Source organism: Collinsella tanakaei YIT 12063 (assembly GCF_000225705.1).
Lineage (GTDB): Bacteria > Actinomycetota > Coriobacteriia > Coriobacteriales > Coriobacteriaceae > Collinsella > Collinsella tanakaei.
Window position 1 is genome coordinate 124866 of record NZ_JH126470.1, and the last position, 23052, is coordinate 147917.

Consider the following 23052-nt stretch of genomic DNA (forward strand, 5'->3'; position numbering starts at 1 on the left):
TTCGGGTTGGTCAATGAGTGCCACGAGGTGGGTAGGGTTTCTGCTATTAGGCGGTTTATAGGCATGCCTTTAAGGTGGTCCAGCGCTTCCGATGACGTGTGGGGCCGTTCTTGAGCGGCGGTTTAGTCAAGTTGTTAAACACCTGTCGCAAAAAAGTACAGGATAAGGAGGGTTTTGCCTTTCTCAAACGCGATAAGATCGCAATTTTGAAATGTATAAAGAAAGCAGTCCCCGCCTGAAGCGTTTCAATTGCCAAACCGATCGGTTGCGATATAAAAACGCCCCGGAGAAAGGTCCCCGGGGCGTTGCGAAATCCCTATCAGGGTGCAGCCCGCGCTCTAACGGCGATGCGTGGCGCGAGCGGGCACGCGCGCGGTGTGCGGTGCGATCGAAGCGCTACAGCTGGCGAAGAAGCGCGGGTAGCTCCGCTAAGGTGCCGATGACGGCGTCTGCCCCCGCCGCGCGGAACACGGATTCGACGCGCTCGCGTGCAGCGGTCTGCTCGTCGGTGCCGAGTGCCTCGAACTCATCCTGCGTCATCGCCATCTCCGAGGATCCCTCGATAACGCCGATGGAGATGCAGCCGGCGTTTTTACCCTCGCGGATGTCCGAGACGGTGTCGCCCACCTTGGCAACGCGGCGCGCGTCGATGACGCCCAGCGCTTCCATGTTGCGGAACATCATGTAGGGGTAGGGGCGGCCGTGGCCACCCACGGCGTCCGGCGTGATGATGAGGTCCGGCTCATAACCGGCTTCGCGCGCGGCGGGCGCCACAATGGCCATCATCTTATCGTTGTAGCCCGTGGTCGAGCCGATGCGAACGTCCGCCACCCTCAACTGGGCAACGGCGTCCAACACATGCGGCTTCGGCTCTGCGAAGTTGTGCAGAATCGAAAGAAGGCGCTGCTCGTAGGGCTCGTAGAGCGCATGGACGTCGTCTTCGCAAGGGGCCGCGCCGTGCACGCGCTCCCATTCGGCGGCGATGCGGTCCATCTTAAGCATGGTGCGGATGTGGTCGATCTGGAGCATGCCCATGGGCTCGCGCGTTTCCTCCATGGTGGGCTCCACGCCTGCCGCCTTGAAGGTCTCGATAAACGCTTGCACCGGGGCAAAGCACCCATAGTCCACCGTGGTTCCCGCCCAGTCAAAAATCACTGCCTCTACCATGTGTATCTCCTCACCAATCGTTGCGTCGTATTGGATGGCACGCGTTCCTACGCGCTGTGCTGCGCCAAGAAGTCGGCGAGCGCGTCGGTGACGTTCATGATGTCCTCTTCGTAAATCTCGCCGATGTTGCCCATGCGGAACGTCTCCTCGTCCGTGAGCTTGCCGGGATACAGCACGTAGCCGCGGTCCTTGATGTAGTCATACATCTCGGCAAAGCTAAACGTCGCGCCTTGCGGATAGTAGAACGTGGTGATGATGGGTCCCTGATGGTGGTCCAGGTACGCTTTGAAGCCCATGGCCTCCATGCGCCGGGTCAGCAGGCGCTGGTTGGCGGCGTAGCGCGCGGCGCGAGCGGGGATGCCGCCCTTCTCCTCGAGCTCGCGCAGGGCCTGGGCAAACGCCAACACCACGTGGGTAGGCGAAGTGTAGCGCCACTTGCCGTCGCGCTCCATGGGGACCCACTGGTCGTAGAGGTCCATCGACAGGCTGCGCGCTTTGCCCGCGCTGGCCTCCAGCTTGTCGCGGCGGCAGATGATGAACGAGAATCCGGGCACGCCTTGAATACCCTTGTTGGCGCTGGACACCAAGAAGTCGATGTGCCAGTCCTCCACGGGCATCTCCACGCAGGCGAAGCTGGACATGGCGTCGACAATAAAGGTGAGCCCGCGCTCATGGCACAGCTCGCCAACCGGGGCGATGCCGTTCAGCAGGCCCGTGGTGGTTTCGGAGTGCACCATGCACACGTGGGTGATCGCCGGGTCGGCGTCCAGCATCTCGCGGATGCGCTCCACGTGCGGAATGTCGCTGTAGGGCTCGGAGTACACCGCATGCGGCACGCGGGCGTGGCGGCATACCTCCACCATACGGTCGCCGTAGGCGCCGTTGGAGCGCACTCGTTCGGGGTATAATAATCAAAGGAACGGCATGCCGCCCTCTACTGTTGAGGTTTTCGGTGCCGTTCCATTTTATTTGATGGTCAGATAGTTCCCAGATTTAAGTAATAATCGAATCGACTTTACGTCTCGCGCGGGACTGAGGCAACGCAGAAGTTTAAGCCGGGTTGGGATTGTTCCCAGCCCGGCTTTTTGCGCGCGGGGCGTCGCGTGCGGTTTTGGCCATGGTTGCGGGTGTTGCCGTGTCTGCGGCGTCGACGCTGTTTTTGGGGTTCAGTTGGACTTCGCCCTCTGCTGAAATCAGCCTCCGTCTCACCCTGCTTGCTATTAATGCGGTCCAGTTGGAGTTGCGTGGATTGCGGAATACAAAGAGCGTGGCTTCTACCTGCGCTTTCTCGCAAGAGATTGCATTAGCCCGCTGGGAGAAGTCCAACTGGACGTCATTTTCAGCATCCCCAAGTCCAACTGGACCTAAAAAGTAGCATGAGGGTGCGCACGGACCTCAATTTCAGCAGAGGACGAAGTCCAACTGGAGCTCGAAAATAGCGTGATCATCGAATGCCCGCCAGCGAGGCGAAGAGAAGTCGAGTCCAGGCTTGTCGACGGCGCCGGTGGTGACGACGTCGATGTTGCCGCGCCGCCGTGCAAGTAGGGCTTCGCGCCGGCATAGTAGGCGCCATGGCATGCCTGAAAGACGATGTTGAAGCCGCGCTTCTCCATGGGCGTGCGCGTGATGTCGTCGCCGTTCCACAAAATCTGGCCGTCCGCGGCGTCCGTGATGTCGAGCAAGATGTTGAGCAGCGTGGTCTCGCCGCCTCCGGACGGTCCCAGCACCGAGACGATCTGTCCGTCCTCGATGGCGAGGTCGATGTCGTCCAAAACGCGGTGGTCCGCATACGTCTTGCCGACATGCTCGAGTTCGAGCATAGAGCCCCCTTAGTCAATTGGCCTTCTAGCAAACGCGCGCCGCGGGTGCGCGCATACACGGGTACGGCGCGCATGCGTGGGGCGGGCGGGTGGGCGTGAGCGAGTTGCGAGCCATGGCCGTGGGAGGTCGCGTTTGCAGGGCCCCGGGTCCAGCCCGGGTCTGAGTTGCGGGAAACGCGGCAAGGCGAAATTGATTATCCTAGGCGTGATTTATGGGACTGAAAGCCGTTTGTAAAGCGCGGGCAAGGGATGGGCATGAGGTGTTACGCGTCTGCAAAGGGAGCCAGCCGCAGTGTAAGGAAATCAGAGGGATTCTAGTCCAAAAACAAGATTGCCAAATGTCGCTAGCGTCAGATGGGTACCAGCAACGTATTGGGGCGTGTGCGCGCCGGCTCTTTAATGGACGCCGCCGCCCCCGGATCGCCTGTAACCGCAAGTGGCCCTACAAGGGGGAATGCATATGATTAAACTGATCGCATCTGATATGGACGGTACGCTTTTGGACGAGAACGGCGAGGTGCCGCCGGAGACCTTCGACCTTATTGTGGCGCTGCGCGAGAAGGGGATCCATTTCGCCGCGTCGTCTGGTCGCCGCTATGACCGCCTGTGCCAGTTCTTTGCCCCGGTCAAGGACAAGATGGATTTTGTGGCATCTAACGGCGCGCAGGTTTACGTGGAGGGCCGGCAGGTGGGTCGCGAGGTGTACTCGCACCTGTCCGTTAAGCGCCTGGCCCGCACGGTGGCGATGTTCGACAACATGCACCTGGCCCTGTTCGACCGTACCAAGAGCTACCTGCTTGATGATGAGAGTAAGTTTGTGCGCGAGATCGACAAGGACCTGCCCAACGCCGAGCGCATCTGGGAGCTGCCGGACGCGGGCGTGAACATCATCAAGGCGTCTATTTTCTGCGATGACGGCAACGTGATGGACAACGCCTACGTGCTTGCCCGTGAGCTGGGGGACGAGTTTGTGTTCGCGCCCTCGGGCAACGCGTGGATCGACGCCATGCAGCCGCATGTGAACAAGGCGACGGGTGTGGCCGAGTTGATGGACCACTACGGCATCGCGCGCGAGGAGGTCATGGCGTTTGGCGATTCCATGAACGACTACGAGGCCATCCGTTTTGTGGGCACCGGTTGCGCCATGGCCAACGGCCGCCCCGCCCTGCGCGCCGTCGCCGACCGCGTGGTGGGCTACAACTACGAGCAGGCGGTGCAGCAGGAGATGCGCAAGCTGCTGGAGGCTGCCGAGGTATAGCGGCGGCGTAGGTGGACGAGGATCCCACCGAGAAACCCTATGCGCATGGAAGGGCCCGCCGGCCTTTATCACGGAAATGTGTTCGGCACGCTTCGCGCGCCTCAGAGCATTTCCTTAGATAAAGGCCGGCGGGCCTGTTGCCGCGAAAGAGCGTCTTGTTCTGCGCGTGCCAGGTGGGTAGCGTGCGTAGTCGCTAATTAGCTTGTGGGTAGATACGTGCGCTCGCTGGTCGAGGCGTCTTCAAGCTTGATGCTTGTGATGCTGTTTACCTGCTCTGGGTCAACCAGCCCGCTCATTACCAGTGCTTCTCCTGGTGCATCTGGATGGGAATCAACGCCTGACTGCACGTAGGTGTTGAAGATGTTGACGTCCTCCGCGTTGAGTAGGTCATCCTCTAGAACCGTCCACGATGATCCGTCGGAGAGGTTCAGCTTTAGCGAATCTCTGATTCCGTAATGGTCTTTGAACCAGATGCTGAAGGGGCTTACATAGCAGGTATTGCCGCTTTGCTGATCGCGAAATTTACGCGTTTCCAGCAGTCCGCTTGGGGTGAAGACCTCGCTGTAGACCCTGCCTTCCCGTGGTCCGTTTAGATACCATTTCACACCGCTCATAACGGTGGCTGCTCCGGGGGTCTCGTCATCAGCTCGGTCTATGTCGCCAATGGGGGTGAAATACATGGTGCCATCGAGATGGGTGTCGCTGAGCGTTTCTTCGTCATAGAACGAGTAGGTATTGAGGTTTACGCCGTTTGCGCACTCCATGTACATGCCGCCAACGTAGCAGTCGTTCGACCCATCAAAGACAATTTCATTTTTAGCCCCGTATTGCGTGGCAAGGTGCAGGCCGTCTGGGTTGTCGAGGGAGAAGCGCGCCACGCCGCAGCCGTTCTCGTCCGCAATCATATCCCTAATGGTCATGGTATAGCCCCAGGCGTGCAGCTGCTTGCCTACGGCCTCGACCTCATTCTCCATGTCTGATAAGACATCTTCCGCGACTATCGTGCGGTATTCCTGCTTGCACGGGATCCTTTTCGAATCGTCTGCGCCCCCGATGGCATCCCAGGTTACTTGGCTGGATCCGTTGTCGCCGCGTGGCGCGAATGCCTTTGCGAAGAGCTCCGAGTTCGAAACGGCGCTCACCGCGATGCCTCCCATGGCGGCGATCGCGATACCTATGGCTGCGACCACGGGGATGGAGCGTAGCGCCAACCGTCCGGGCTTGGGGACCCCGTGTCCGCGGACTCTCCCCACTCGTTGCCGCGACTCGGCGAGTACGCGGTTGTAGAGGTCGTCCGATGCATGCAGCGTGTGCATGGCCTTGTCGATCTTGTTACTCCTCATGGCGATCAATCCTCCAGATAATCGGCTTTTAGCTTGGCACGTCCGCGCGCAAGGCGGGTTCTGGCAGTTGCCGGAGGGATTTTGAGTAGCGCGGCGACCTCGTTGGTCGAGAATCCTCCGTAGTAATACAGGACCAAAGGCACGCGGTATTTTTCCGGCAGCTCCAGCAGCGCGGCAAGCACATCGCGGACCTCTTGCTTGTCAGGAATAGATAGCGACCGCGCATGGTCGTCGATGTTTTCGATCCAGCGCCAAGACATGCGAAAAAGCGATTTGCATCGGTTGATGGCGACGCGAGCCAGCCAGCGGCGGACGTGCTCGTCGCTCTCAAAGGCGACGTCGCACTTCATGAGTTGGACAAAGACGTCTTGCGTGACATCGTCCGCGTCCGCGGGGTTGCGCAGGTAGGTGTAGGCGATGCGGTATACCAGGTCGCGGTAGCGACCCATGACGTCTTTCAGCTCTGCTGCGTCCATGATGGCGGGTCCTCCCTTCGCTTGGTCGTGTGCGTTGCTTGTAAGGATCCTCAACCAATCTACGTTTGAAGGCGCCCACATGTTTCATGCTGTCCTGAAAAAGCTTGCCGGCACTATCTATGGAAAAGCTCTGAGGCGCGCGAAGCGTGCCGAACGCATTTCCGTAGCTAGTGCCGGCGGATTCAACGGGGTTGCCCAGCGATGTATGGAATGACTGTTATCCCACGCAGGAGAGTATGTAGGCGGGAACGCCGTCTTCGTCGTTGCTGGCCAAGATGACGTCGGCGGCGTCGCGGACCTCGCGCTCTGCGTTGCAGACTGCAGCGCCGCAACCCGCGAGCTCGAGCATGGAGATGTCGTTGTGGTTGTCGCCAAAGCACGTGGCCTTTGAGGGGTCGATGCCAAGGTGTCCGCAGAGCCAGGTCATCGCGGTGCCCTTGGAGGTGTCTGCTTCCATGACCTCGATGTTTTGGGGATAGGAGCGTGTGATCTCGATACCGTCCACGGAGGATAGGCGCGCTAGGATTGCGTCGCGGTCCGCCGGGTCCTTCCAGTACATAGCCACGCGCTCCAGAACGTCGACGCGCTGGATGGTCTGCTCGGGCTCCTCGTCCACGGGCGTGCGCGTGTTGCGCATGGACTGCAGGATAAAAGGGTCATCCATGAACTCATCCAGACGGTTATAGAGGTCGCGGCGCAGCAGGCAGTTGCCGTCGGCGAAGAGGTCGAAGGTGACGTCGTACTCGCGGGCGATCTGGTGAACGGCCAGGGCCTTCTCGCGGGAGAGCGGCGCGCTGTAGATCACGGTTGCGAGATCGGTGTTCTGGGGGTTCTCCGCATCGAGTTTGGCTGCCACGGCGCCGTTTGCGCTCACGGCGTAGTGCACGGATGGGTGGGCGAGCACCTCTGCGGGAATGCCGGAGAGCGGGCGACCCGTGCAGGGGACGAACTCGATCCCTGCCGCTGCCAGCGCGTCAAGGGCTCGCCAGCCCATGTCGCTCACTCGCTTGGTGGAGGTGAGAAACGTGCCGTCCATATCTGAAAAGAAGATCATGGGTGAACTCCCCGGTTTAGCGTTTACAAGGTTTTAGGCAAAAAGTCCGCCCTCACAGGATACATCGTGAAGGCGGGCTTATGGTTTTTATCGGCGATGTTTAACGCGTGCGAGGTGCTCGCGGGTGCTTGGCGACGTGGGCCGACGCGGGCGATGGAGGCGGGGCGTGCGCGTTAGCGCTGGCTTAGGGGCACGTACTCCATCTCGTCGTAGACGGTGTTGTATGCCGGGCGGATGATGCGGTGCGCACCGAAGAGCTCTTCCATGCGGTGGGCCGCCCAGCCGGCGGTGCGGGCGACGGCGAACATGGGCGTGAAAAGCGTCTGCGGGATGCCGAGCATGCTGTAGATGAAGCCGGTATACAGATCGATGTTGGCGCAGATGGGCTTGGAAGTGCCGCGCACATCGCGCATAACTTGGGGCGCAAGGCGCTCGACGCTCTCGATCAGGCGGAACTCATCGCCCAGGCCCTTCTCGTCCGCGATCGCTTCTGCGTAGTGGCGGCAGATCTTGGCACGCGGGTCCGAGAGGGTGTAGACGGCATGCCCCATGCCGTAGATGAGGCCGGAGCCGTCGAAGGCCTCGCGGCGCAGGATCTTCTCGAGATAGGCCGCGATCTCGTCGTCGTTGTCCCAGTTTTTAACGTGGTTGCGGATATCCTCGTGCATGTGCACCACTTTGGAGTTGGCTCCGCCGTGGCGCGGGCCCTTGAGGGAGCCGATCGCCGAAGCGTAGGCGGAGTAGGCGTCCGTGGCGGAACTGGACAGCACGCGGCAGGCGAAGGTGGAGTTGTTGCCGCCGCCGTGCTCGGCGTGGAGCATGAGCATGACGTCGAGCAGCATGGCTTCGCCGCGGGTGAAGTTGTCGTCCCCGCGAAGCACCTGCAGGATAGTTTCCGCTGTGGAGAGCTTGGGGTCGGGCGTGGGGATGAGCGCGCGGCGGCCCTGCTGGCGGGCGATCGCGAGCGCATGGGCCATGGCGGCGATGCGCGGCAGGCGGGAGAGCATGGAGACGGCGACGTCGATCTCGTGCTCGGGCGAGATGTTGTCCGGCTCGGCATCGAAGGCGTACAGCAGCAGCACGGCGCGCATGAGCACGTTCATGATGGAGCTGGAGACCGTGGTGATGGGGAACTGCGCCACGTAGCCATCGGAGATGTGGCGGTATGCGCCCAGGCGCGCCTGGAAGTCCGCGAGCTCGTCTACGTTGGGCAGGGCGCCGGTGATGAGCAGGTAGGCGACCTCTTCGTAACCAAAGCGGCCCTCCGCCTGCGAGCTATTGATAAGGTCCTCGATGCTGTAACCGCGAAGCGTCAGCTTGCCCTCGTCCGGAACCAGCTTGCCGTCCACGATGTTGTAGCCGTGGACGTCGCAGATGCGGGTGAGGCCGGCCACCACGCCGGAACCGTCCGCGTTGCGCAGGCCGCGCTTGACGTCGTGCTCTTTGTAGAGGCTTTCGTCATAGGGCTCGCTAGGGGCACCGTGGTAGAGGCGCTCGCTTTCGGGGGAGACCTGGCGGCTCGCTTCATAGTCGATGACCAAGCGGCTCAGCGCATCGTCGAAGCGGTAGTAGATGTTTTGCGTGGTGTAAGCCATGGGGTGCCTCCTATTCGCAGGGGGATGCGTCGATGCCGCGGGGCCGCCGGCGCGGTGCGGGGCGACGGCGCGGCATCGAGGTCGCGGAGAGCGACTAGAGTCGATACATGAAGTTGAAGACGTCCTCGCGCTGGATGGTGACGGTGACGCCCACCGCCTCGCCGCCGGCGGCCAGGGCCTCCTGCAGGGCGGTGAAGTCCATGGGGCTCTCGGACATATCGGCCAGCATGGTCATGGTGAAGATGTCCTCGATGATGCTCTGGGTGATGTCGCGGATGTCGACGTTGGCCTCGCCCAAGATCTTGGAGATCGCGGCGACGATGCCGGCGCGGTTCTTGCCCAGGACGGTGATGACGATGCGATGGGAATCGGTCTGTGCCATGGTGGGACCCTTCTGGTTGATGCGACGCCGTCTGTCTGTTGGGAGCGTCGCGTGCCCGCGCTCGAGCGGCCGCGCGCACTTTGACTAGGTACAGTGTTCACCATTGTAGCGTGTGTTTTGCGTCACCTGTTGGATAACCGTGAGTATTACAGGGATGTCACGGGGGGCGCGGGCGCGGTCGGCCGCGAGGTCGGCCGCGAGAATTGCTGCAATTTGTAGTTCTCGTGCACGGGCTCCGCCTGTGGTAGACTGTCAAGGCTGTTTTGCCTTGGTCGGAAACCAAGGCACCCCTTAGTTCTGGTCGGTAACCAGAACGCGAGTAATAAGAGGAGCCCTGCCATGAAACAAGGTATCCATCCCGAGTACGTCGAGTGCACGGTGCGCTGCTCCTGCGGCAACACCTTCAAGACCCGCTCGACCAAGCCCGAGATCACCGTCGAACTTTGCAACGAGTGCCACCCGTTCTACACCGGCCAGCAGAAGTTCGTCGACACCGGTGGACGCGTCCAGCGCTTCGCCGACAAGTTCGGTGGCGCCGCTCAGGCCGCCCTCGAGCGCGAGGCCGCCAAGAAGGCCGCCAAGGCTGCTGCTGCCGCTGAGGCTGCTGCCAAGAAGGCCGCCGAGCGCGAGGCCAAGGCCGCCGAGAAGGCCAAGCGTGCTGAGAAGTTCGCTGCTGAGGCTGCCAAGAAGGCCGCCGAGGCTCCCACAGCTGAGGCTGAGGTTGCCGAGACCGCCGAGACCGAGGTTGCTGCTGAGTAGCACCTCGCTGTAACAGGCATTGAAAACCCCGTATCGAGTTTGAAGCTCGGTACGGGGTTTCTTTTTTCTCAGTCGATGTTCGTTGGCGGCGCGAGCGCAGCTGTCTGGGCGACGTGAACGACCCTTTCGCGCATCATCGCCCTGCCGTCGTCGGTGGGGCGATCGTCCTATATATGCGTGCGTGCCTTGCCCGTGAACTCGTCTACGTCGATGCGCCACACGTGCGTGCGGTCGATGATACCCGGGCCGTAGGCGGTGGGGGCGTCCGGCGCCAGGTGTTCCATGATGAGGTCAAGGCCGTAGACCTTGTCTTCGCCGCTGGTGACAGGCCGGAGCGTGCCGGTTCCCATGATGCTGCGATACGCGAACGAATAGTCGCAGGCGTGCTCGCCGGAGATCACGCCGTCCTCGATGTCCATCTCTATGGCGACGGGGCGGCCGGCGTCGCCCGCACTCTTCCATGCGGCGGCCTTGCGTCCTTCGCCGGCAGAATGCAGCCACAGGCTCAAATGGCGCGTTTCATCATCGAGTTCAAAACCAAAACTCATGGGGACTATGAAGAGCCCCTGGTCATCAACGCACGCGATGCGGACCGTCTTGCATGCTTCAAGGATTTCTCGCAGTTTGGCGATATCCGTAACCTCGCGTTTCGACAACCTCATGATGGAGCCTCCTTGGCCGGTCCGCCCACGCATGGGTTCATCCGCGCGGGGCGCGGTAGGGCGCGAACGGGCGCTTTTTTCGAACCACACCATAGTATCAGAGCGGCGCCCGCATCTGGGCACTCGCACTTCGCGTTTCCTTATCATGCGTCTTTCTAAACCCGCATGTTGGTTGCTCTTCCGTGGTGTGGGAGCCGCACGCAGATGTGCGCAAACCGTGTACATGTGTAGACGTTTGCATGGGGGCGCTTGTGGGATACTCCGTTCGGGAATAGTATGAACAGCGTTCAGTTGAACATAGTTCATTATTTGGAGGAGTAGGAATCGGCTGTGACCTGACCGCGAGGCAGGCGGGTGGGGCGCTGCCGGCCATCGTCCACATGCGTATACAAGGGAGGCTCCCCATGAGCAACAATACTGAGAAACAGGCGCGTTCCGCCGGGAAGCGCGTCGTCGAGATCGAGAACTCCATGAGCCCTAAGGCTTTCTACGTGACCAAAGAGGTTCTGCTGGGCATCGCGGGGTTTGTGTGGTGCGCCGCGGGCTTCAACATCGTCCGCATCGGTGTGCTCGCCTACGCCGAGCAGTCGGGCGCGCTGCTGATCGCGGGCCTGCTCGCGGCCAGCGTCGCCGTGTTCCTGGTCTTTTGGACCCGCATCTTCTCCAAGCTGCTGGGCAAGCATACCGACCGCATCGTGGGCTACGGCAACGCGCGCCAGCCGTTTTGGCGCTTCTTCGACCGCCAGGCATTCATCATCATGGCGGTCATGATGACGGCTGGTATCTCGCTGCGCGCCTTCTCGCTGGTTCCCAGCTCGTTCATCGCCTCGTTCTACACCGGATTGGGCATCGCGCTCTTTGGCGCGGGCGTGGGATTCCTGATCAACCTTGCTCGTTTGCTCAAGGCATCGCGCAGGACAGGCACGCTGGCATAAGGGTTATTGGCGCCGAGTTGCTCGCCCTTTATTTGCCGATGACGTGAGGCCACGGCGCTTCCTCGTATGAGGGGGAGCGCCGTGGTTTCTACGTGTTCGCTCACATTAACCGATGGAATGCGCGGGCAAATGGTTAGAGTTATGGTCGTCTGAGTATCTACCGTGGAACGCAGCGCGCCCGTCCGACCTTTGGGGCCCGCTTCGACCCACGTCAGCCCGTATCGCACGGGTGAGGATCATTGAAGAGGAAACCACATGGGATTCGTTTCTAAGCTGCTTTCGTTTGGCTCTGATAAAGATCTCAAGCGCTACTACAAGCTGGTTGATAAGATCAACGCCCTCGAGCCCACCTATGAGAAGATGGACGAGGAGGAGCTCAAAAAGCAGACGGACCTGTTCCGCGAGCGCTACGCCAACGGCGAGTCGCTCGATTCCATGCTTCCCGAGGCCTTCGCCGTCACCCGCGAGGCGTCCAAGCGCGTGCTGGGCATGCGTCACTTCGACGTCCAGATGATCGGCGCCATGGCGCTGCACGAGGGCCACATCGCCGAGATGAAGACGGGCGAGGGCAAGACCCTGGTTTCCACGCTCGCCGGCTACCTCAACGCTATCGCCGGCAAGGGCGTGCACATCGTCACCGTCAACGACTACCTGGCGAAGCGCGACTCCGAGTGGATGGGTCGCCTGTACCGCTATATGGGCATGAGCGTGGGCCTTCTGCAGAACGGCATGCCGCTGGAGCTCAAGGGTCCGGCCTACCAGGCCGACGTCACCTACGGCACCAACTCCGAGTTCGGTTTCGACTACCTGCGCGACAACATGGTCACCTATGCGTCCCGCCGCGTGCAGCGCGGGCATCACTTCGCCATCGTCGACGAGGTCGACTCCATCCTGATCGACGAGGCCCGCACCCCGCTGATCATCTCCGGTGCCGGCACCAAGTCCGCAAGCACCTATAAGGACTTCGCCCGCGCCGTCCGCGGTCTGGAGCGCGGCGAGGAAGTGGTCTACGACATGCTCTCCGATCCCGAGCCCAAGGAGCCCACGGGCGACTACGTGATGGACGAGGCCAAGCACACCATCGCCGCCACTGAGCGCGGCCTGAAGAAGATCGAGCAGCGCCTGGGCATCGACGACATCTACGCCGACCTTTCCGGCCAGCTGGTCAACCACCTGCAGCAGGCCCTCAAGGCCCAGTACATGTTCCATCGCGACAAGCAGTACGTGGTCACCAACGGCGAGGTCAAGATCGTCGATGAGTTCACCGGCCGCATCATGGAGGGCCGCCGCTACTCCGAGGGCCTGCACCAGGCCATCGAGGCCAAGGAAGGCGTGCTGGTCCGCGAGGAGAACCAGACGCTGGCCACCATCACCCTGCAGAACTACTTCCGTCTGTACGAGAAGCTCTCCGGCATGACCGGTACCGCGCTTACCGAGGACGCCGAGTTCCGCGAGATCTACAAGCTGCCCGTCCAGGTCATTCCGCCCAACCGCCCCGTGGCGCGCAAGGACAACGAGGACCTGGTCTACCGCACCATCGACGCAAAGTTCAACGCCGTCGCAGACGAGGTCGAGGCACGCCATGCCAAGGGCCAGCCGGTCCTGGTGGGCACCGTCTCCATCGAGAGCTCCGAGCGCCTGTCCCGCCTGCTCAACAAGCGCGGCGTCAAGCACCAGATCCTCAACGCAAAGTTCCACGAGCGCGAGGCCCACATCGTCGCCCAGGCGGGCCGCGAGGGCGCCGTCACCATCGCCACCAACATGGCCGGCCGCGGTACGGACATCTTGCTGGGCGGTAACGCCGAGGAGCTGGCGGACGAGATGATCACCTCCCAGGGTATCGACCTTGAGGAGGCCACGCCCGAGATGCGCGCCGAGGCCCTGGCCAAGGCAAAGGAGACCTGCGCCGAGGAGCGCAAGAAGGTTCTGGCCGCCGGCGGACTCACCGTCATCGGCACGGAGCGCCACGAGAGCCGCCGTATCGACAACCAGCTGCGCGGCCGCGCCGGCCGTCAGGGCGACCCCGGCGAGACGCAGTTCTACCTGTCGCTCGAGGACGACCTCATGCGCCTGTTCGGCGGCGACCGCATGGAGAGGGTCTCCAACATGATGGTCTCTGCCGAGATGGACGACGATATGCCCATCCAGCACAAGATCATCTCCAAGGCCGTCGAGGGCGCCCAGCACAAGGTCGAAAGCATCAACTTCGCCATGCGCAAGAGCGTTCTTGAGTACGATGACGTTATGAACAAGCAGCGCCAGGTTATCTACGCCGAGCGCAACAAGATCTTGGACGGCAAGGACCTTTCCGAGCACGTGGACGAGGTTATCAACGACACCGTCCGCCGCTGCGTGGCCGAGTTCTGCCCGGTCGACTCCCGCGAGGGCGAGCGCGATATGGAGGGCCTGCACAAGTGGCTGGTCGAGCTCACCGGCAACGTTTCCGCTCCCGAGTTCGAGGAGCAGGATTACGAGCAGCTGTGCGCCTCCGTCCTGGAGTACGTGCAGAAGGTCTATAACGAGAAGGCCGAGCGCCTGGGCGATGAGCTTATGCGCAACCTCAACACCCAGGTCATGCTCCGCGTTATCGACACCCGCTGGATGAACTACCTGCAGGAGATGGATTACCTCAAGCAGGGTATCGGCCTGCGCGGCTTCGGCCAGCGCGACCCGTTGGTCGAGTACAAGACCGAGGCCTTCGCCGCCTTCCGAATCTTGGTCGACACCATGTACGAGGACTACCTGCGCACCGTTCTGCGCGTCGAGCTCAAGCAGGCCCCGGCTCCCATGGAGTCCCAGGCTCTGCGCGGCGCCACCTATTCCGGTCCGGACCAGGTTGATGGCGACTCCGGTTCCTCCACCTTGCGCCGCCAGGCAGCCGAGCAGGCCGCCAACAGCGCCGGTCACGCCCCGCAGGCAGCCGCCAGCGCCGGCGTCCGCACCTATCGCAAGGACGAGTCCGATCCGTATGCGGGCGTGGGGCGCAACGACCCCTGCCCTTGCGGTAGCGGCAAGAAGTTCAAGAACTGCCACGGCAAGGACCGCTAATGGCATCGGCGAACGAGGGCGCCGTCGTGTCGCAGGCCGACCTGACGGCGCTTGCCGAGCGCCTCTCCCAAGTTGAGCAGTATCTGCATGTGGACGAGAAGCGCCTGCGTGTGGCCGAGCTTGAGAGCAGGAGCACCGAGCCCAGCTTTTGGGATAACGCCGACGCAGCCCGCTCCGTTATGGAGGAGCTCGCCCGCTGCAGGGAAGACGTGAAGCTGGTTGAGACCGCGCGCGAGCGCCTGGCGGACGCCTCCGCCGCTCTTGAGCTCGCCGACGAGCTCGAGGGCGATGAGGCTGCCGAGCTTGTGGCCGAGGCATCCTTAACGGCATCCGAGCTCGAGGCTTCTATCGACCAGATGGAGCTCTCCAGTTGGTTTACGGGCGAGTTTGATCACGGCAGCGCAATCGTCACCATCAAGCCCGGACAGGGCGGCCTGGAGGCCCAGGACTGGACCTTCATGCTGTTCAAGATGTACATGAAGTACTGTGCTCGCCGCGGTTGGAAGGTCACCATCAACGATTGCCCCGCTGCGGAGGTGATCGGCATCGACCGCGCGACCTTTACGGTCGAGGGGCGCGATGCCTTCGGCATGCTGCGCGCCGAGGCCGGCGTGCACCGCCTGGTGCGTATCTCGCCCACGGACGATAAGAAGCGCCGCCAGACCACCTTCGCGGGTGTGGAGGTCATTCCGGTTCTGCCGGACGATATCGAGATCGAGGTCGCCCCGGACGATATCCGCGTGGACGTCTACCATGCATCCGGCCCGGGCGGCCAGGGCGTCAACACCACCGACTCCGCCGTCCGTGTCACCCACCTGCCCACCGGCATCGTCGTCACCTGCCAAAACGAGCGCAGCCAGATCCAGAACAAGGCCGCGTGCATGCAGATTCTCAAGGCACGCCTATACGAGCTCGAGCTCGAGAAGCGCGAGGAGGCCCTCGACCAGATCCGCGGTCCCAAGCACACCATTGGCTTTGGCAACCAGATCCGTAGCTACGTGCTGTATCCGTACCAAATGGTTAAGGACCTGCGCAGCGGCGTGGAGACGGGTAACGTCGAGGCCGTGCTCGATGACGGAGACCTCGACCCCTTTATTGTTGGCTACCATCGTTGGGCTACCGGCAACGCCGAGCCCCTTTCGCTGAGCGAAGACGACCTGGACGAGTAGGAGCGTATGGCTAAGAGGATCAATATCCAGGCGATCATTCAGTCCCAGTTTATGCGCGACGTCCCCCTGGTTATGGCGGGCTGTGCTATCGCCGCTTTGGCGACGGACATCTTTCTCATTCCCAACGGCCTGGCTGCCGGCGGCCTGACCGGTCTTGCGACCATCATCGCCGAGCTGGGCCGTCGTTCCGGGATCAACCTTCCGGTCGGTATGCAGACCATCGTTATGAACGCGCTGCTGCTCCTTGTGGTGGTGCGCGCCGGTGGCTTGCGCTATGCGCTGCAGACCGTGACGGGATTCGTGTTCTTCGGCTTCTTCACGGATTTGTTCGCGCCCTTTGTGCTTCCGCTCGATGCAGCGGACCTCACGCTCTCCGCGCTGTGGGGTGGAATCATCTCCGGCTTAGGCTACGGCTTGGTCTTTCGATGCGGCGCGAACACGGGCGGCTCGGACACCATCGGCCAGATCATCTCCCGTAAAAGCTCCCTACCGGTAGGCGGCACGGTCATGGCTATCGACGTGGCGGTCTGCGCGGCGTCCGCCCCGGTGTTCTCCGTGGCCAACGCCCTCTATGCGGCGCTCGCCATGGTGGTCATGGGCTACGTCGTCGACATGGTGGTCGACGGCGGTAACCGCCAGCGTGCCGCGTTCATCATCTCGGACTGTTTCTCCGATATCGAGTACGACATCTTGCATGAGATGGACCGTGGTTGCACGCGCCTGATGGCCCAGGGCTCCTGGACCGGCAAGGACCGCCCGGTGCTGTTCTTTGTGTTCAGCAAGCGCGAGATCTCCATCATCAAGACCATCGTCTACCAGCATGATCCCAATGCCATCCTGGTGATTACGGATGTGAACGAGGCGATCGGCTACGGTTTCAAAAAGGCGGGGGAGTAAGGCCCTTTCGCTGCTTCGACGGGGGTTGCGCCCGCGTTATTTGGGCGGGGCGATTGCGAGCGGCGGCCGCCCCGTTTATTTTGTTTGTATCCCACTGTGCTTTCTGCCCTGTAGCCTGCCCGTCTTCGTCCCCTGCACTCCATTGCCGGACGGGTCGTTCACGAGGCCCTCCTGCTGCCGGCTTTTGCAGTGGATTGTTCGCTGCCACTTTTATGAGAACGCCTTTTGGTCGTTTTTCGATGGGTGCAGGGGTGGAAAAAACGACCAAAAGGCGTTCTCACCAATTTTGAGCGTCGGGTGGCACTGCGCGCGGCAACAGGATCGCAAATTTGGGCGTCGGGCAGGCGCCCTGCGAGCCCGCACCGCGCCCGCGCCGCCTGTCAGACGCGCATCGTTTCGCGGTACTTCTTGGGTGTCATTCCGTAGGCGGTAGAAAACTTCTTGTAGAAAAAAGTCTGGTTCGAGATGCCTACCTTCTTCGCTATGGACTCGATAGATCGTTCCGTATTCAGCAGCAGATACGCTGCTTCGGAGAGTTGCTGGCCAAGTTTTATCTGGCTAAACGTTTCACCCGTCTTGGCCTTCAGCATATTGGAAAGATAATTTGGACTGTAGCCAAACTCTTCCGCCGTCGATGTCAGCGTGCACTCCTTGTAGTGGTGTTCTATATAGTCGAGCACGCGCGCGGTGCCGTCGTCGATACGCGATGCCCTTCCGGTTATCTGGCTTTGGTAGTACAGGCCCCTTATCAGCTCGATAAAAACCAACGTGGCGTAATGCTCCAACATGTTGGGCGTGTAGATGTTGGGAAACATATACTCATTCGTCAGCAGCATGAGCAGTTCAAAGAGGTTGCCGGTATGTTCCGCCTCGATGGTGATGTAGTGCATGGAGCGCCGCCTGTTGGCAATTGCCTCGAACAGGAATGTGGTGAGTATGCCTCCGCCCGGAAGGCGCGAGAGGAATACGGAATCAAAAAAGTCGCGCTCGAACGTGAGGGCGATCACGATGTCGTTTTCCGCCTTGGGCACCGGCGAGGACCTAACCGCCTCTGTGTCGATAAGGATGGCATCGCCGCGCTGTAGGATCACTCGCTTGCCGTCTATTTCGAGCTCGCAGGTTCCATCATAGACAAAATCTAGCTCCATGTTGCTGTTTACGTGGGGAGGAACGGTTGCGAAACGCGTCTCTTTGATCATGCCTATGAAGTTGCGCTTGACAGTGTTGCGCCAGTCGAAATAGTAGACCTCTATTCCGCCCGCATTCACCTTCGGCGTGGTCTCGTAGATCGGGCTGGGTTCGCCCGGATGTTCAAGATGCCATCGCTCGCTTTTTGTGATGCTCCTCATGCGCTTGTCTAACACGGCGCGGTCCATCTGCCGTCCTCCTATCCTGGGCGAGAAAATACGGCTCGTAAAACCACATTACAATCTGTAAAAATGACAGTAAACATACGATCTCATGACATTATATAAAATCGTTATTCACCGTAGACTGTGAATCAGTAAAGCGCGCTGGGCGATGTAGGGCGACGTGCGAATCGGAGCATGCATACGCTGCAAAGATGTCACCTTCTACGGATTGGATTGCATCATGACCAAACTCAAGGCAGGATTTGATGACGGATTCTTGTGGGGCGGCGCTATCTCATGTTCCCAGGCGGATGGCGGCTGGAAGCAGGGCGGCAAGGGTACCTCTACCCAGGACCTGCGCTATCTTGACCCCTCTTGGGACCACGAGCAGGTGGAGCTCAAGCACCATGGAAACCCGTTCTCCCGCGAGGAGTTCGAGGCGGCGCTTGCGGACGAGGGCACCGAGTTCTATCCCAATCGCAGGGGCATCGACTTCTACCATCGCTATAAGGACGATATCGAGCTGTTCGGCGAGATGAGCCTCAAGCTGTTCCGCACCTCAATCTGCTGGAGCCGCATCTTTCCCAACGGCGATGACCTGGAGCCCAACCGCGAGGGCATCGAGTACTACCGCAGCATGTTCTCCGAGTGCCACAGGCACGGCATCAAGGTCTTCGCGACCATCCTGCACTACGACATCCCGGTGAACCTGGTGCTCAAGTACGGCGGTTGGAAGAGCCGTGAGACCATCGAGTTCTTTGTTCGCTACGCTGAGACCCTGTTCTCCGAGCTGGGTGACCTGGTTGATTTCTGGCTTCCGTTCAACGAGTTCAACGCTGGGCGCTTCGCGCCGTGGGACGGCGTCTGCCTGATTCCCGGCGATGAGGAGTGCACCAGCCAGGCGGTGTTCCAGTGCCTGCACCATCAGTTTGTCGCCAACGCTCGCGTGGTCGAGCTGTGCCACCGCATGCTGCCTGGCGCGCCGATCGGTGGCATGATCGCCCGCTTCTGCACCTACCCGGCAACGTGCAAGCCGGAGGACAACATGCAGGCCCTCCAGGATGACCAGTATTCCAACTGGTTCTACACCGACATCATGGCGCGCGGCGAGTATCCCTCGTATATGAACCGTTATTTCGACCGTTTCGATATCGACATCAAGATGGAAGACGGGGACGAGGAGCTCCTGGCTGCAAACACCGTCGACTTCCTGGCATTCTCCTACTACTTCTCGCAGGTTTCCACCACCGAGCAGGGATGGGAGAAGACCGCCGGCAATCTTGTCATGGCAAACAAGAACCCCTATCTGCCGACGTCCGAGTGGGGCTGGCAGATGGATCCCGTGGGCCTGCGCGTCACCCTCAACCAGATGTACGACCGTTACGGCCTGCCGCTCTACATCGCGGAGAACGGCTTGGGCACCTCTGACGTGCTCAACGAGGACGGCACCGTCCACGATGACTACCGTATCGACTACCTCCGCTCGCACATCGAGTGCCTCAAGGAGGCCGTTATCGACGGCGTCGACGTTCGCGGCTACATGGTCTGGGGCTTCATCGACGTCGTCTCATGTGGGCCGCTCACCATGGATAAGCGCTACGGCTTGATCTACGTGGACTACGACAACGGCGGCAAGGGCACGGGCGAGCGCTATCGCAAGGACTCGTTCGCCTGGTACAAGAAGTGCATCGAGTCGAATGGCGAGGATCTTTCCTAGCGCGAGAGAAGGGGAGTGTACCCATGAAAACCAACAAAGAGCTTGCCGCCGATATCTTGGAAAAGCTTGGCGGCGCAGATAACGTTACCCATGCGACCCACTGCATCACCCGCCTGCGCGTGAACCTGGCGGACGATTCCAAAGGCGACCTGGAAGCCCTGAAGCAGATGGAAGGCGCCATGGGCGCCCAGATCAAAGACGGGCAGTGGCAGGTCATTATCGGTCCCAAGGTGGGCGATGTGTTCCTGGAGTTCGAGCCCCTCCTGGGTGCGAAGAGCGCGGGCGACATGGACCTTGATGCTGGCGGCAAGGCCAAGGTGCTCGACATCCTCACCGGTATTTTCTCGCCGATCATTCCGGCGCTTGTCGCGGGCGGCATCGTCAAGGGCGTTCTGGCGGTCATCGCCGGCTTCGGTATCGATACCGGATCGGGGGACTGGGCCATCTTCAACATGATGTCCGATATCCCGTTCTACTTCCTGCCGTTTTTGCTGTCCGTCTCGGCTGCTAAGAAGTTCAAGGTCAACCCGTTCCTAGCCCTGTGCGTCGCGGGATCGCTTATGTATCCCACGCTGGTTTCCGCGGTCGGCACCGGCGAGTCCCCCTTCACGCTGTTCGGCATCGCGCTGCCCGTGTTCAGCTATGCCAGCTCGGTGTTCCCCGTCATCTTCGGCGTCGCGGGCCTGTCTGTCGTGTACCGGGTCATCGACAAGTTCATCCCCGACTTGTTCAAGTTGGTCGTGGTGCCCGCGCTGTCGCTCATGATCGTCATTCCGCTCAACCTTGCTGTCCTCGCTCCCATCGGTGCTTGGTGCGGTATCGGACTTGCGAACGGCATCGTCTGGCTGTTCGACACCTTCGGACCGTTGGCGGGTTTCCTGCTTGGCTTCTTCATGCCGTTGATCGTTTTGTTCGGCATGCACCAGTCCACCTCGCCTATCCAGATCTCCAACATCGCTACCCTGGGCTACGACTATCTTCTGCCGGTTTCCTTCTGCCATAACCTCGCCGAGTCCGGGGCCGCCTTGGGCGCGTCGCTCAAGATGAAGGACCCCGCCATGCGCTCCGCTGGCCTCACCTGCTCGTTCTCTGCCTTTATGGGCATCTCCGAGCCCGCGCTCTTCACCGTCCAGGTTCCCAACAAGACCCCGCTGTTCGGCGCTATGCTCTGCTGCGGTATCGGTGGCATGCTCACGGTCATTCTGGGTGCCAAGTGCTACGGCTTCGTTATGCCCGGCATCACCTCGCTGCCGGTCTACATGGATCCCAGCGGCGCCATGGGCAACCTCCTCTCTATCGCGGCCTGCCTCGTTGCGTCCTTCTGCATAGCTGCGGTCACCTCTTATATCCTTACCAAGCCAATCGAGGCGTAGGAGGTCGCTGGGCGAGCGCGCCGCACGCGACGGCTCTCATCGATCGCGATATCCCTTCACCGCGCCGGTGTTCCCACACTGCTTGATACCGATGAATCGGGCGCCGGCGATATATCCTAGAGGCGCGTCCAGGCTCGTTTGCCCGGGCGCGCTTCTTGTTGGCTTCGTCTTGCCCTCGTTCACATATACAGCGCAACCGAGCGACAGCGTCTTCATCAATCTGCTTTAAAATGTCCCCGTACCCTTGATTGTTTGGAGTCACTATGAGCGACCCGCGCAACAGCGATCGCGATGCGATAGATTCGATTGAGCCTTCCCTGGCAAGCAGCGCGCTGGACCGTACGTTCGGCGCGCATTTCGGCACGTCTACCCAGGTCTTGCCTGATGACCTGGCGACGCGCGAGGCAATGCGTCAGGCAGCGCATTTCGCGCCCCCGTCGCCCCAGACGGTTTCCAACCGTATATCCCGCGTTCCGGAGATATCCGACCCGGTGCCCGCGCCCGGCCAGGTGCCCGCTTCTAGCGAGGTGCCCGCGTCGGACCAAGTGCTTGCTCCCGGCCAGCCGCCCTTGCTCAACCAAACCCCGGCGCGTGAGCTCGCCAAAACCGCGACCTCTACCTATGCTGCGGCGTGCGAGCTGGTCGCCATCGCCCGCAGGGACCTGGCCGAATACAACCAGGCGGTGAACTCGCTCACCCAGGTGCTGCCCACCGCTACGGCGACCCTGCAGCAGGGCGGGCGCGACGGCTGGACCCAGGCCCTGCATCGCCCGGTGTCCGCGGATGCGGTGGAGGCGGATTCTCTGGACGAGAAACCCAAGAAGCGCCGCATGCCTCGCTGGGCCATCGTCCTCATAGTGATTCTGCTGGTGGGCGGCGCGGGCGTCGGCGGCTTCTTCGCCCTGGGCGGCCCCGCATACATCGCGTCGATGCTGGCGGAGGTTGACGAGTCCGCGGTGCGTGCCGTCCTGGAGCAGGATGACGCCTTTATGCGCGGATTTGCTTCGGCCGATTACGTGGGCGAGAGCACCTATCAGCTCTCCGACGTCCGCATCACCCAGGCGGTGACGGAAGATGACGGATCGGTCCTGGTCGATGCGGAGGCCGTGCTTACCAACGAGTTCTTCAAGAGCGAGTGCCTGGTGCACCTGATCTTTGTCCACGCGTCGCAAGCGGACCGCTATCCCAGCATGCAAGACGCCGAGACCGCCACCAGCCCGGACGGCGAGTGGCTGGGCACGCTGAGCCAAAGCTCGGCCACCACGCGCGCCATCGCCGGCGTGACCAATGACCCGGATTTCCCGGAGGGCTTCTCGCCCACGTTTGACGAGGCGTCGCAGACGTGCTCCTACACCGGCGTGGGCGCACTTGACATGTGGTTTGGCTCGCGCAAGACCTCGACCCCGTATACCTATACATTCGATGGGCAGGCGTGGACGAGGAGCGCCGGCGAGGTGACGGAGGAGTTCTCCTACAACGCCGACGCGCTGGCGGGTTATTACTCCGCTCAAGACGGCGACGCCGGGCGCATGACTTCCTTTAGGATCGTCGACTTCGATGCGTCGACCGGCGCGTTCTCCATTGAGTACAAAGCTGCGAGCAGCGGCTTTAACCCCCAGACCATATCCGGTGTCATCGCTTGCCAGATGACCAGCGAGGCGGCGGGCGAGGGCAGCGGCTCGTTCCGTCAAGCGGACGGCTTTGTGTACGCGTTCTCAGGTGACGGTCAGAGCTCTGGCGGCGACGGTGCCGCGCACATCGAGGGCGTTCTGGGCCTGGACGGCAGCATCTTGTTCGATTTCTCGGGCGACTACACCAAGCCGGCGTTTTTGTTTGGCAATCCAAGCAACGAGTCTATGGAGATCTCCGGTTCGGTAGTCAAGCAGCAGGGGTAGGGGAGGCCCGTGCGCAGAGGAGCGCGGCGGCCCGGGGCTCCGCTCATCAACGGGAACCGCATCCTGTATTGCGACCGTTCGCCGGCCTTTGCGTGCTTGCGGCAAAAATGTTCCGTACATCCGTGTTGATTGATTGTGTTCGCCCGCCGT

The 23052-nt window shown here is 61.3% G+C and carries 19 protein-coding genes; 9 read left to right on the forward strand and 10 right to left on the reverse strand.

Annotation, left to right across the window (positions count from 1 at the left end; translation table 11 throughout):
• Nucleotides 1–396 precede the first annotated feature (396 nt).
• From phnX to HMPREF9452_RS07295, 3 genes are all read right to left on the reverse strand, one after another.
• Nucleotides 397–1167 (reverse strand): phosphonoacetaldehyde hydrolase, encoded by a 771-nt coding sequence (gene phnX / locus HMPREF9452_RS07285; protein WP_009141492.1) that lies wholly within the window; start codon nt 1165–1167, stop codon nt 397–399.
• A 47-nt stretch (nt 1168–1214) separates the two neighbouring features.
• On the reverse strand, nt 1215–2060 hold the full coding sequence (locus tag HMPREF9452_RS07290; RefSeq protein WP_009141493.1) for a 2-aminoethylphosphonate--pyruvate transaminase: 846 nt from the start codon (nt 2058–2060) through the stop codon (nt 1215–1217).
• 471 nt (nt 2061–2531) lie between these two features.
• A complete protein-coding gene (locus HMPREF9452_RS07295; protein ID WP_009141494.1) occupies nt 2532–2987 on the reverse strand; it encodes an ATP-binding cassette domain-containing protein in 456 nt (151 codons plus the stop codon).
• A 460-nt stretch (nt 2988–3447) separates the two neighbouring features.
• Here HMPREF9452_RS07295 and HMPREF9452_RS07300 point away from each other — a divergent pair, with 460 nt between their 5' ends.
• A complete protein-coding gene (locus HMPREF9452_RS07300) occupies nt 3448–4245 on the forward strand; it encodes an HAD family hydrolase (RefSeq protein WP_009141495.1) in 798 nt (265 codons plus the stop codon).
• A gap of 197 nt (nt 4246–4442) precedes the next feature.
• On the opposite strand, the gene HMPREF9452_RS07305 is transcribed toward HMPREF9452_RS07300, so the two are convergent.
• The 5 genes from HMPREF9452_RS07305 to HMPREF9452_RS07325 form a co-directional block, all read right to left on the reverse strand.
• Nucleotides 4443–5588 (reverse strand): hypothetical protein, encoded by a 1146-nt coding sequence (locus HMPREF9452_RS07305; RefSeq protein ID WP_009141496.1) that lies wholly within the window; start codon nt 5586–5588, stop codon nt 4443–4445.
• A 5-nt stretch (nt 5589–5593) separates the two neighbouring features.
• Nucleotides 5594–6064 (reverse strand): RNA polymerase sigma factor, encoded by a 471-nt coding sequence (locus HMPREF9452_RS07310; RefSeq protein WP_009141497.1) that lies wholly within the window; start codon nt 6062–6064, stop codon nt 5594–5596.
• 217 nt (nt 6065–6281) lie between these two features.
• A complete protein-coding gene (locus HMPREF9452_RS07315) occupies nt 6282–7118 on the reverse strand; it encodes an HAD family hydrolase (protein ID WP_009141498.1) in 837 nt (278 codons plus the stop codon).
• A gap of 173 nt (nt 7119–7291) precedes the next feature.
• The gene (locus tag HMPREF9452_RS07320; protein ID WP_009141499.1) at nt 7292–8713 is read right to left on the reverse strand and encodes a citrate synthase; all 1422 of its coding nucleotides are present in this window, start codon (nt 8711–8713) and stop codon (nt 7292–7294) included.
• Nucleotides 8714–8807: 94 nt separating this feature from the next.
• A complete protein-coding gene (locus HMPREF9452_RS07325) occupies nt 8808–9095 on the reverse strand; it encodes an ACT domain-containing protein (protein ID WP_009141500.1) in 288 nt (95 codons plus the stop codon).
• A gap of 339 nt (nt 9096–9434) precedes the next feature.
• Here HMPREF9452_RS07325 and rpmE point away from each other — a divergent pair, with 339 nt between their 5' ends.
• Complete coding sequence (gene rpmE, locus HMPREF9452_RS07330) at nt 9435–9854, forward strand: 50S ribosomal protein L31 (RefSeq protein WP_009141501.1); 420 nt, start codon at nt 9435–9437, stop codon at nt 9852–9854.
• Between the two features lie 167 nt (nt 9855–10021).
• Here the strand turns inward: rpmE and HMPREF9452_RS07335 are convergent, their stop codons facing one another.
• Nucleotides 10022–10516: a pyridoxamine 5'-phosphate oxidase family protein gene (locus tag HMPREF9452_RS07335; protein WP_009141502.1), complete on the reverse strand. Its 495-nt coding sequence runs from the start codon at nt 10514–10516 to the stop codon at nt 10022–10024.
• A 404-nt stretch (nt 10517–10920) separates the two neighbouring features.
• On the opposite strand from HMPREF9452_RS07335, the gene HMPREF9452_RS07340 reads away from it, so the two are divergent.
• From HMPREF9452_RS07340 to HMPREF9452_RS07355, 4 genes are all read left to right on the forward strand, one after another.
• Nucleotides 10921–11451: a hypothetical protein gene (locus HMPREF9452_RS07340; RefSeq protein WP_009141503.1), complete on the forward strand. Its 531-nt coding sequence runs from the start codon at nt 10921–10923 to the stop codon at nt 11449–11451.
• 255 nt (nt 11452–11706) lie between these two features.
• Nucleotides 11707–14499 carry a preprotein translocase subunit SecA gene (secA, locus tag HMPREF9452_RS07345; protein WP_009141504.1) on the forward strand — a complete coding sequence of 931 codons (2793 nt, stop codon included), beginning with the start codon at nt 11707–11709 and terminating at the stop codon, nt 14497–14499.
• Complete coding sequence (gene prfB, locus HMPREF9452_RS07350) at nt 14499–15668, forward strand: peptide chain release factor 2 (protein ID WP_009141505.1); 1170 nt, start codon at nt 14499–14501, stop codon at nt 15666–15668. Before secA ends, prfB begins: the two co-directional genes overlap by 1 nt.
• 6 nt (nt 15669–15674) lie before the next feature.
• Nucleotides 15675–16565 carry a YitT family protein gene (locus HMPREF9452_RS07355; protein WP_009141506.1) on the forward strand — a complete coding sequence of 297 codons (891 nt, stop codon included), beginning with the start codon at nt 15675–15677 and terminating at the stop codon, nt 16563–16565.
• Between the two features lie 380 nt (nt 16566–16945).
• On the opposite strand, the gene HMPREF9452_RS07360 is transcribed toward HMPREF9452_RS07355, so the two are convergent.
• On the reverse strand, nt 16946–17941 hold the full coding sequence (locus HMPREF9452_RS07360; protein ID WP_009141507.1) for an AraC family transcriptional regulator: 996 nt from the start codon (nt 17939–17941) through the stop codon (nt 16946–16948).
• Between the two features lie 217 nt (nt 17942–18158).
• On the opposite strand from HMPREF9452_RS07360, the gene HMPREF9452_RS07365 reads away from it, so the two are divergent.
• The 3 genes from HMPREF9452_RS07365 (at nt 18159) to HMPREF9452_RS07375 (ending at nt 22902) form a co-directional block, all read left to right on the forward strand.
• Nucleotides 18159–19634: a glycoside hydrolase family 1 protein gene (locus tag HMPREF9452_RS07365; protein ID WP_009141508.1), complete on the forward strand. Its 1476-nt coding sequence runs from the start codon at nt 18159–18161 to the stop codon at nt 19632–19634.
• 23 nt (nt 19635–19657) lie between these two features.
• On the forward strand, nt 19658–21007 hold the full coding sequence (locus HMPREF9452_RS07370) for a PTS transporter subunit EIIC (RefSeq protein WP_009141509.1): 1350 nt from the start codon (nt 19658–19660) through the stop codon (nt 21005–21007).
• 263 nt (nt 21008–21270) lie between these two features.
• A complete protein-coding gene (locus tag HMPREF9452_RS07375) occupies nt 21271–22902 on the forward strand; it encodes a hypothetical protein (protein ID WP_009141510.1) in 1632 nt (543 codons plus the stop codon).
• Nucleotides 22903–23052: the final 150 nt, after the last annotated feature.